We start from the raw sequence: 11,503 nt of genomic DNA on the forward strand, positions 1-11,503 counted from the left end.
TGCTTCTCTTCTCCCATTTTTGTAGGAACGAACGCGCCATCTCTGCAGAAATGGTGTCGATTCCCCACCCACGCTCAAGTAACCGGAGACTAAGAGCCGGGTACCCGGGGTTCTCTGGCGCAGTACTTGGCCGAATCCCAGGATTGTCTTTTGGCGGCGTCCCCCTCCGCTTTTTCTTCTTCCCCATTGCTTTAATCCGCGCTGAAGAATTCTTTCAGGGCAGCTTCGGTAATCTCGACATTTTTACCAGCATAGAACGCTTCGCGCCAAGGTTTTTCCGAGTGCGTCTTTTCACGCAAGGCCCACGCAGAGTAGATACCGTATTTGCGCCACACAGCTACCAGCTCATCCTGGATATCAGCGTAATCATCCCAATTAAAGTCCTCAGGAATGAACGCGTCAGGATCAATGGGGTTACGCCCATACTGCTTGGTCGCCTTGTAGACGTCAGCAACGACGGGACCATGCTGCCATGCCTGGATCTCATCAGAAAACAGTTTGGTACCAGTCGATCCGATGTGTTCGCCCTGCGCATAGTACAGGAGCTTCTGGAGTTTGAGCTGCGACAAATCCGCATCCATCTGTTCTGCCCACGCTACAAACCAGTGTGCGATCTCAAGTGCTGTCCTTGTACCCACGTTCGTTCCCCTCACAGCTTGGTCATTACTGTATTACTGATCAACTGTACTCAGCGTTCAGACATGAACACGGTGACCAGTAATACCAGGCCGTTCTCGTTACAGCGTCCAAATTCAGAATTGCGTTCATCCTAGTCGCTCACGCCTGCAATCTCGATACTCACTTGCTTTGTTTTCGTTCCGGTCGAGGTCTTAGAAGCGTGCGATGCTGGTCGCCGGAAATCAGCCAGGCGACGCGAAAATGGGCGACCTGCATCGCACTCCTTGAACACCTCGACCGGAGCGAGAACCGCCCGGAGACCAGCCGCAAACCACCCCCACCTACCCCCGGATTCCCACGTTAACGCTGTCGCAACATGCGGTGTCGGAAACTAAACACGTACGCCCAGTACACCCACTCGACCTCAAGGAGGACACCATGAAACGAATCGTTACCTGTGCCGCAGCGACCGCGATCGCGCTCGGCACCATTGCCGCACCTGCCCACGCAGCGACGGTGAACGTGAAGGACAAGGACGGCATGTGCACGGTGCAGCTTTCACTCGCCGAGCAGCGCTTCGTGAGGGCCTGGTTCGAAGCGTCGAAGGCGATTGGGCTGCATGAGCAGGCACGCGACTTCGTGGCCGCCGTGGATACTGCTTACCCGGACGCCACGAAGCGCCCAACCAAGCTCGCCGAGAAGTACGCCGAGGCACAGAAGACGGTGAAGGAGACGAAGCCGACGAAGGAACGCACGCTCGAGGGCATCGACCCGGCCAAGCGCCAGGTCGGTCCGGAGATGAAGCGCGCTGAGGTGCCGTTTGGCGTCGAGAAGAGTGATGAGGCGCTGTATAAGGCGTGGGCCGCCACGCCAGCTGGGAAGGTCGCCGAGAAGCAGGCAATGCTTGACGACGCCGACTCCGCCGCGGCCGCTGCCTGCGCGAAGGGCGCCCAGGCGGATGTTGCGTACCCGACGGCGGAGCCGGAGCTGAACGTGGCGGCGATTGTTGGTGGCGTGATCGCGGCGGTGCTCGCGATCATTGGCCTGATTGCCGCGTTGCCGAAGCTCGGCGTGAAGTTGCCGATGCTTCCTATGTAGACAGGTAGTAGCTGCTAGAACTTAGGCAGCTGCGTGCGCAGGTTGTCCACCAGGGATGGTGCTGCCTGTGCGATCACAGCCAGCAGACCGGCGACTCCGAGGATGGACAGGATGGCGATGAGCCACGGGGAGTCGGCGGAGGAGCCGTCGGCAGGCTTCTTGTTGTCTGCTGGCTTTTCGCCGTTCCACCACTTGTCCAGGGTGAGGCGGGCGACGGTGGTGTTGTCGATGTAGGAGCCGCGGATCTTGTCGGTGTGCTTGGTGGCCTCTTCGTAGATGTCGTCGGAGCCTGCGCCCTTGTACCAGAAGCCGACGAGCTGGTTGGTGTGGTTGTCGGAGTTGTAGGTGTGCTCCGGCTTGGCGCCCTTTTCGCCGCTGAGCTCGCTGTACTTGGACGGGTCCTGCGGGCCTGCGAGGTAGCCGGTTTCGTGGTCGGCGGTGACGATGAGCAGGGTGTCTTCCCAGGAGGAGTTCGCCTCGACCCACTTTTCGACGGCCTCTACCGCGTCAAAGAAGTCGATGGTCTCTTCGATGGAGCGTCCGATGGTGTTGGCGTGGCCGGTCCAGTCGATGGCGCCGCCTTCGATCATGAGGTGGAAGCCGTCTTTGTCCTGGTTGAGGGTGTTCAGGGCGCCGAGCGACATGGTGGCCAGGGTTGGCACGCCCTTGTTGAACTCGGTCAGGTACGGGCCGACATTTGCCTTGTCTTCGCCGTCGGAGCCTGCGCGGCCCTGCTGCAGCGTGTTCGCCACAGGTGCGAGGCCGAAGACCTTCTTGGCGTCCTTGTTGGCGGCTTTGGCGAGGGACTCGAAGTCCGCCTGGTCGGTGACGAGGCTCCAGTCGGTTTCGCCGTTGGCGACCTTGTTGTAGGTCTCCTCGGTGATGTACTTCGGGTTGAACTTGTCGGTCTTTTGGGCGTTGTCGTCGTAGAGTGGGTGGCCAGCACCCATGATCACGGACAGCGGGCTGTCGGGCCCGAGCATTTCGTCGGCGAGCTGGGTGTAGTTGCTGCGGTTCTCGTTGTGGCCGCCCCAGCCTGCCGGGGTGGCGTGGTTGAACGGCACGGAGGACACGACGCCGGCGGCCTTGCCCTGCTTCACGGCGCGCTGGGAGGTGTTCTCCAGCTTCTCACCCTTGTGGTCGACGCCGATCTTGCCGTTGTCCGTCTTGACGCCGGTGCCCATGGCGGTGGCGGCTGCGGCGGAGTCGGTGAAGTTCTTGTTAATCCAGTCGCGGTCGCTCCACGCCTTGATTTCGTCGTACTCGTTGCCGTACTGGAAGGTGGTCATGGAAGTGTGCTTCCAGCCCTTGTCCTCCTGCTCGAAGGCCTGGACTGGTTTGCCGTCGACGTTGGAGATGCTGTTGATGCTGTTTTCGCCGTTGAGCATCCACTTGGACTGGCCAGTCTGCCACAGGTTGGCTGCTGCGACGTGGTTGTAGCCCATGCCGTCGCCGACCATGTAGATGATGTTCTTCGGTGCCTTTGGTTCAGCGGCGTTTGCAGGCGTTGCGACGACAGCGAGCGCCACCACTGCGGACGTTGCTGCAGCGGCGACACGTGGGTTGGTAAAAGCCATGAGTTTCCTTCACAGATTCAGTACTTGGTTCGAGCCGCCGGGTTGGCGACGTATCGATTCTGCGAAAGCAATGTGAGTTTCCGGAGACATTCCGGTTATGTTTGGCGCAATTTTGGGTGAACGCTGAGCAAACCCTCAACGGTTGTGGAACGCCAAAAGGCGCCACCCGGTGTGGGTGGCGCCTTTCATTCGGCTCTGCGCGGTTTACTTCTGCTCAGAAGAACCGGCCTTGTCGGCAGGCGTGTCGCCCTTCGACGAACCGAGGATGGTCAGGCCATTATTGAACCCGTCCTCCTCACACGCCTGGGCGATCAGGACGCCCAGCATGCTGACCGCAGCAATCGCGCCGAGCGCGATACCCAGCGGGCGCAGCTGCTCGCCGTAGCCAGCGAACTGGCGGTTGACGGCGTCTGCCTTCACGCGCAGCTCACGGACCCATTCTGGGTCTTCGTGCCGGCGACCCTGCTGACCGTGGCCCCAGTCACGCTTCGGCATGGACTCCTGGAAGCGGGCGTTCAGCTCAGCGCCAGCCTGCTGCAGCTGCGGACCGAACGCTTCGTTCACGCCGTAGCCAATACCAGCAAGGAGGCCGATTGGCAGCAGCCACAGCAACGGGCTGTTGACCGCGAACGCGTTCGCCGCACAGCGCTTTGCCTTCTCCGAGGAACCGTTGGCACCTGGCTCAGCAGGCGTCGAAGGCTCGGTTGGCTTCGACGGATCGGTCGGGTCAGCTGGGCTCTTCTTCGTGCCGACCTTGATGATCAGCTTCTGCGGAGCAACCTCGACGACACTGCCGTCTTCCTTATGGATGCGCTGACCAGGCTTACCCGGCTGCACAACCTCGTGCTTGCCCGATTCGAGGTTCGGGTCCTCAACGACCTCGTAGTCGTAGGCGACTTCCTCAGTCCAGCTGGTGCCCGCAGGTGGCTTGGTGCCAACGCGAACAACGCGCTCAACTGGCTTCTCTACCATTTCGGCGACGGGGCTGCCGTCGACAACCTTGATGGTGTAGCGGCCGTCCTTACCCGCAACGTCTTCGACTTCCTCGCCTGGCTTCAGGTTCGGGTCGTAGACAATCCGGGTGGTGTAGCGGACCTTGATCTCCAGGTCGCCACCAGGCGTCGGCTGCTCAGGCTGCTCCGGGTTCTCCGGATCATCGCCCGGCTTCTTGGTGCCGATGAGGATGACGTGATCTTGCTTCTCTACGAGCGTTTCTTCGGTGCCGTCAGACTTGTGGTGAACCAGGCCTGGCTTGCCTTCCTGCTCGACCTTGTGCTTGCCAGCCTCGATGGTTGGGTCAAGTTTGACTTTCACCTCGAACGGGATTCGCTCGTTCCACTCGATATCCGCAGGTGGCTTGGTGCCAACACGGATGATCCTCTCGACTGGCTCCTTGACGACCTTCACGGAAGGCTGACCCTTTTCGACGGTCACCTCAACCTTGCCGTTTGCGCCTTCCTGGTCCACGATTTCCTGACCAGGCTCGAGGGTCTCGTCGTAGATGATCTTCGTGGTGAATGGAAGCTTGACTTCCTTTGGATCGATCGACGGCCCTGGTTCATCGGTCGGAGGCGTCGGTTGCTCCGGCTCATCGGTCGGAGGCGTCGGCGGAGTTGGATCCGCAGGCTTCTTGGTGCCAACGCGGATGATCGCCTTCTTCGGCTCCTTCGTGCGCTCGGTCTTCACCTCAGGCTCGCCGGATGGCTTGCCATCGACAAGCTTCTGCGTGGAGGTGACGACCTCCTCGCCGAACTCGCCCTGCTCGATGACCTGCTTGCCTTCTTCAAGGTTCGGGTCTTCGACGATTTCAGTTTCGAACTCGACCAGGCGGGTGGTCTTGGAGACGACGCTGTCGTCCTCAAGGCCCGGGCCGAACTCGACGATCCGCGGAGTCGGCTCGGTGCGAGCCGTCTCCTCCGTCTTGGCGGCCTCGCCGTTAGTGCCGGTGAATGTCGCGGTGTACGTTGCCTCGCCGTCCTTACCCTGCTGGACGACTCGCACCTCACCCGGGGCAAGGTTCAAGTTCGGGCGCAGCTCCGTCGGGTACGGAATTGGTTCCTTCCACTCGACCTTGTCGGACGCAGTTGCCTGCTTGGTACCGACCTTGATGACCTCGGTGACCGGCTCAGAGTTGGTCGTCTCGCCGCGCTTGGCATCAACAACCTTGCTGTTCTCGATCTTCTGGGTGATCTTGGTGGTCTTCTCACCAGGCTGGCCCTTGGTGACGATCTTGTACTCGCCAGCAGGAATCTCTGGGTCGTACTCAACGACGGTGTCGAACGGGATCGGCAGCTTCTCTTCCAGCTCGTACGTGCCATTGGTCATGGAACCGACACGGACGATCTTCTTCTTCGGTGCCTTGGTCTGCTCGACGGTGATGTTCGGCTCGCCGTCTGGCTTGCCATCCTTGATCTTCTGGGTCGAGGTGATCAGCTCCTCGCCCTTCTCGCCTTCCTGCTCGACCTTGGTCTGGCCGACCGGCACCGTGTTGTCCACGATGAACTCGGTCTCGTAGTTGACCTCGCGTGTCTTTGTCGACGTCAGCGTCTGGTCAGGAGTGGTCGGACCGTACTCGATGATCTCCTTGACCGGGTCCTTGGTCTGCTTCTCCTCAGGCTTCACGGAAGAATCGTCGCCCTTGGAGGTGAAGTTGGCCGTGTAGGTCTTCTCACCCGGCTCGCCCTTCTGGACGACCTTGATCTCACCCGGCTTCAGATCCTTGTTCGGACGGGTCTCAACCTCGAACGGAACTGGTGCCTTCCACTCGACCTTCTCAGAGGTCTCGGACGGCTTGGTGCCGACCTTGATCACCTGATCGACAGGTTGCTCGGTGACCTTCTCCTCTACGGTGGCCTCGCCATCCGGCTGGGAGTTGGTGACCTTCTGGGTGACCGTGGTGGTCTTCTTACCCGGCTTGCCCTCAGTAACAACCTCGGACGTGCCAGCAGGCATGTTCGGGTCGTACTCGATCTTCACGCCGAACGGAACCTCAGACTCAACGGTCTTCTTGGTTTCACCGGCGGTCTTGGTACCGATGCGAATCTTGGCCTTCTTCGGGGCCTTGGTCTGCTCGATGTTGATGCTCGGCTCGCCGTCCGGCTTGCCGTCCTTGATCTTCTGGGTGGAGGTGATCGTCTGCTCACCCGGGACGCCCTCTTCGTCGACAACTTGCTTGCCGGACTCGAGGGTGTCGTCGTAGACGTACTCGATCTCGAACGGGACCTCTTGGGTCTTCTTGCTCGTCAGTTCCTGATCAGGGATGCCCGGGCCGACCTCGATGATGCGCGGCTTGGCTTCCTTGATGGTCTCATCCTCAGCAACCTGAGCCTCAGAGCCCTTGGAGGTGAACTTAGCGGTGTAGATCTTCTCGCCGTTCACGCCTTCCTGGACGGTCTTCATCTCGCCAGGCTTGAGCTCCGGGTTCTCGCGAACCTCAGTCGGGTACGGAATCGGGAACTTCCAGGTCACGTTCTTGGCGCTCTCGGCAGGCTTGGTGCCGATAACGACGACCTCGTTCTTCGGTGCCTTGGTACGCTCCCAGGTACCGTCCTTGTGCATCTTGGCTGCACCCGGCTCACCCTTGGTTTCGACCTTGTACTCACCAGCAGGGAGGGACTCGTCGAACTTGTACTCGACCTCGAACGGTTCCTCACGCTCCGGAAGTCCGAGGACATTGACGACAGCGTATGCAATATCCGTAGAACCGTCTTCGTAAGTCACGGTGACCGGAATCTTGACTTGCGTGCCCGGCTTTGCATCCGCAGGTGCGGTTGCAGTGATCCGGCCATTGTCGTCAATGCTGACATTCCAACCAGCCGGAACATCGCCCAGCTTGTAGGGGTTTTCCTTCGCGACGTTGACGTCCTCCGGCTTTTGAAGATCAACTGGCAACGTTGCAGCTTCACCCGGGTAGACGGTTTCCACGGGGTATACCGGCTCAGCTTCCCAGCTGTTGGTGTGCTTCACCACAGTGGTGACGGGGACCTCTGGGCGGGAACCGTCCGGAGTCTGGACCGTAACCGTGATGGTCTTCTTGTCACCCGGCTTAGCGGTTGCCGGCGGGGTGGAAGACACAACACCGGTCTTCGGGTCGATGGTGTACTTCCAGCCGTCGACTTCCTGCTCCGTGACCGGATTGCCGTCCTCGTCGTTACCGAAGGAGTACGTAGAGCCTTCCGGCGCACCCGTCACCTGGTGATCAATAGCCTGGTTCGGGCCGGTGACCTGCACGTCATACACCGGAGCAACGTCGCCCTTGATCACAACGACGGTGCCTTTGACGTTCTGCGGCTTATCCGCATTCTCGTAGTGCGCGAGAACCGGCACGTCAAGGATGTCACCTTCCGGTGCATCCTTCGGGATCGTCGTGGTGATCTTACCGGTCTTTTCGTCGATCTTTACGGTCCACGTCTTGCCCTCTTTACTCGTGAGGGTGATCTCGGTCTTCTCGTCCTCGAAGGTGTATCGCTCCGGTGCCTCATCGGTCGTGTTACCGCTCAAACCACGCTCAGGGACGTTCGGCGTAAGGCTGACCTTAGCGTTCGGCTTGTTCGTCACCGTGTCGTACTCGGGGATCTTGATGTCGACGATCGCCTGGAACTGGGTCTCGATCTCATCCGTGGTCTGGTCAGGGTACGTCGCCTTCACCGTTGGGGTGATGATGGTGCCCGGCGCCACAGTGTCGTCCGCCTTCGCGGTGACCTTGCCGGTCTCATCGACCGTCACCTTCCAGCCTTCAGGCACGGTGGACTCATCGATTTCGAACTTAGCCGGGTGAACCGGCTTGTGGCCCTTCATGATCGACTTGGTACCCACCTGGGCGGTGAGCTCCTTACCGATGGTGCCCTTCGTCAGACCCGGACGCACCAGGTCGGTGACCTGGGTGTTGTTCGGGTCGACAACCACGAGGAGTTCCAGCTCGTCCGTGGAGCCGTTGGAGTACTCGACCGTCACCACAGGGCGCGCAAAGGTGCCCGGGCGTGGCTCCTCCGGAGCGGTGACGGTGACGTTGTAGTCCTCGTCCATCTCGACACTCCAGCCCTCGTAGACGTACTTCTCGTCCAGAGTGGCCTTGGCTTCGAACCCCTTCTGATCCTTCTTCTTCGCCAGGTCCTTGATCAGGTCAGGGGTCTGGGTGAAGGTGACCTTCTGCGGCTCGGTAGCAAGAGGACCGGTAGCACTATCGACGCCGGAGATGATCGACGCGTCCGTCTTGTCGTACTTCGGGTCGTGGTACTCGGTGTCGTCCAGCGAGAACGCCTTCGAGCCGATGACGTTCGCCTTGCTGTAGCGATCCAACGAGTTGGAGCTGTCGAAGGCTCCATCATGTTCGAGGTACTCATTGTTGTTCTTAGCTGCAGCCTTGAGCTGATCCACGCTACGCGGCTTTGCCAGAACGGAGAAGGTGACGTTCTTGTCGGTCGCCAGGTCAGTACCGCGGTACTCCGGCCAGGTGAAGAAGATTTCACCGGTCTTTTTATCGACGCGCAGGAGCTGCTCACCGCCAGAGACTGCCGGGTCCGTGGTGCCGATGAACTTGCCGTTGCCGTCGTAGGCCTCCACGACCATGCGGGACATGGAGTCATCCGTGCCCTGGCCGGTCACAGTCGGGATGTTGATCTTGCCGACCTTGGTTTCGCCCTCAGGCCCGGGGACGATGACGTGCTTCTCCCAGTTCTCCCACGACACCGTAATCGGGTTACATTCGATATTTTCGCTCGGCCACGGGTTTACAACAGCGCTGAATGCCGCGCTGCCACCTCGCGTGGCTCTCAGGCCCGAAGTATGGTCCTTCGTGTAGTTGCCCTGCCAGGCATAGCGCACGGGATTGTCGGCAGTGGCCGAAGCGAACTGCTTGACTTTCGCATCGGTCAGCGCTGCGTAGAGATTCAGGTTTCGTTGGTCGCGAGAACCAGTAATGTCGATGCTTTCGTCAGCCTTGTGCGTGACGCTCTCGTCAAGGAAGGTCTGTCCGGCCTCCATGGAAGGCACATTGTCGGTACCCAAGAACTTGCCAAGGTTCCCCCCATTGGTGAAGGACCAATCGGCGAACGTGCGGTCCTTCGAGTTATCAAAGGAGACGCTCAGCCCCCACAAGGTCTTGTCGGTGCTGTCTGTACCCGGCTCGTGGGTGTTCCAGCTGAAACCAGCCTGGCTGTGTTCAGCGGTGTCGGCCTCTGAAACAACACATGATCCGGCAGGCAGGTCAGATGCTTTCTGGGTGTCCTTCTCCACCGCGCCAGACTTGTCACGAATACCGCCGGTGAACGTGGTCCCATCGCCGCCTTCCGCGCTCTCTTCCGCCGCAGCGTACGGTGCCAGCGGGCCCGGTCCGACGACGCTCAGGCCACCAAGCGCGAGCGCAATCGCAGATGTTGCCGCGATGCTAGTAGACGTTGACTTACGTAAACGCCGAGATGATTCGGCCATTAATTTACTCCTCATAAATACTTCAGAAGAAACTGATAAAAACAACCAGGTTCCTGAATTTGGTGTAAAAGTGCCACTGACATGGTATTTCAAGCAGCAGATAAGCGTCTATTCTAGTAAATTGGTATAACGCATGTCGATATAGAGTTCACAGCACCCCCACCGCGAACGCCCATGAGACCGGAAAACACCCTGAGTATTCGCGTTTTTGCACGGGCGGGGGTGAGTTTTGTTTGGCTCGCCAAACACGCGTCTGTAGTGGTGGGAACGGGGAGTGTGGCGAAGTGGGCGTCGATAAGTGGGGCGGGCCCTGCGATGCATCGTGAAGCGCTGCCTGCGTCCTACGCCTTATGAATATAAGTGAAGTTAAGTTTTCACCGGGGACGTCGTGAAGCTGCTACTTCATTGCCACAGCTCGCCATGGAACCTGTACGATCCCTTTCGACGTGCCCATTTGTTGATCTCCGTTTCGTCCTGAACCGACAGGCATGCCCACCCCAGCGTCTGCTCGCTGAATCTCCCCACCCCATAATGCGCTAGCAGGCTGAACGCCGCTCTACGAGACACCCGGCAGTTTTTTACATCTTGCGTGCTTTTACCGCGCTGAATCTTGTTTTTCCATCACCGACTAGCTAGCATTTTGATTGTAGAGATTGCGCGCCGTGCGCAACTCCACATTGCCAGAAACCCCGCCGTGCGGGGTTTTTGTGCGTCTACGGCCAAATTCGTTGCCTACCGCTTTTAACAATGTTTTCAATCGCCCCCCACATCTTTTCTTGGGTTGCGAGCATTTTTGGGTTACCGACTTTCACGTTGAGACGCCGCTGATAAACATAACAGCAGAGGTCAGCGGCTTGTAACCCCCGCTCCGACCGTGAGTCATAGAATTCCATTTCTTCTATATTGGCAAGTTTGGAGCTTCGGTAGCCGAATGTCCCCTTGGCTTTATACTCGATGAATTCTTTACGCCCTTCCGGAGCGGTGTAGTGGTCATCGAGGTAACACTTCGCAATCTCGTTTCTTTTTGAGGCATACTCATTCACGCGCTCCAATATGTAGCCGATTGCTACCGTTCGTGGATTGTAAGCATTTCGATATTTCTTTGCTTGCTCATGTCGGTCAATGGTCTCCACGAACATGGCAGATGCAAGCATGTTTATTGTCCCAAGAGCGCGTAGATAAATCGATCTCGCGATTCTGATTGGAACCCCATCCCAATCTCGTTTTTGCTGCATCATGTCGTATCCATGCAACTCAGCATCGATATTGACGCAGCCGGTGGTCTCGGCATAGTCCGCAAGCAAGGCATCCAATTCTTGCTCAAGGCGTAAAAGGTTTTCGTCCTCCACGATCAAGACGGTGAGGGTGAAGTATTTATCCTTGTGCTCGGATTCATCAATAAATGCATGCAACACATGGATCACCCTAGCAATCCGTCACGCTAGTCCCCTTTCTGCGCCGTAATCTGCTCGGTCTGTGCTCGGTCTACGCCTGACAATACGCACGTGGTCGATTGTCTGTGCACGTCCGAGATAGTTCCCGGGCTCGGGAACTACTTTGGCCTCAGCCCCGGTTTTCGGCGCTCAACTGCGGTGTTTCCCCAGGTCGTCGGAATGGTCGCCTAAAATAGTTCCGGCGACCGCGAATCTCGGGGAACTATTCTGACGGGGCGCGGAGAAGCCCGCCATCCAAGCTGGTGTGTACGGGTTAAGCGACAAAATGTGTGCTTTTTGCATATGGATTCCCGGCCCTGCCTGGGCCTACGGCGGGAAAGTGCTCGT

5 protein-coding genes are annotated in these 11,503 nt (G+C 58.8%); 1 reads left to right on the top strand and 4 read right to left on the bottom strand.

Annotated features, from left to right (window positions below):
* Window positions 1-191 precede the first annotated feature (191 nt).
* On the bottom strand, window positions 192-638 hold the full coding sequence (locus QP802_RS09880; RefSeq protein ID WP_284818607.1) for a Panacea domain-containing protein: 447 nt from the start codon (window positions 636-638) through the stop codon (window positions 192-194).
* Window positions 639-1,056: 418 nt separating this feature from the next.
* On the opposite strand from QP802_RS09880, the gene QP802_RS09885 reads away from it, so the two are divergent.
* Window positions 1,057-1,716 (top strand): hypothetical protein, encoded by a 660-nt coding sequence (locus QP802_RS09885; RefSeq protein WP_284818609.1) that lies wholly within the window; start codon window positions 1,057-1,059, stop codon window positions 1,714-1,716.
* A 14-nt stretch (window positions 1,717-1,730) separates the two neighbouring features.
* Here the strand turns inward: QP802_RS09885 and QP802_RS09890 are convergent, their stop codons facing one another.
* From QP802_RS09890 to QP802_RS09900, 3 genes are all read right to left on the bottom strand, one after another.
* Window positions 1,731-3,293 carry an alkaline phosphatase gene (locus tag QP802_RS09890; protein WP_284818611.1) on the bottom strand — a complete coding sequence of 521 codons (1,563 nt, stop codon included), beginning with the start codon at window positions 3,291-3,293 and terminating at the stop codon, window positions 1,731-1,733.
* Window positions 3,294-3,497: 204 nt separating this feature from the next.
* Window positions 3,498-9,722, bottom strand: coding sequence for a G5 domain-containing protein (locus QP802_RS09895; RefSeq protein ID WP_284818613.1), 6,225 nt, complete (start codon window positions 9,720-9,722; stop codon window positions 3,498-3,500).
* A gap of 713 nt (window positions 9,723-10,435) precedes the next feature.
* Window positions 10,436-11,137 carry a DUF3800 domain-containing protein gene (locus QP802_RS09900; protein WP_256021583.1) on the bottom strand — a complete coding sequence of 234 codons (702 nt, stop codon included), beginning with the start codon at window positions 11,135-11,137 and terminating at the stop codon, window positions 10,436-10,438.
* Between the last annotated feature and the right edge of the window lie 366 nt (window positions 11,138-11,503).

Source organism: Corynebacterium sp. UMB10119B, assembly GCF_030228125.1.
Lineage (GTDB): Bacteria > Actinomycetota > Actinomycetes > Mycobacteriales > Mycobacteriaceae > Corynebacterium > Corynebacterium pseudogenitalium.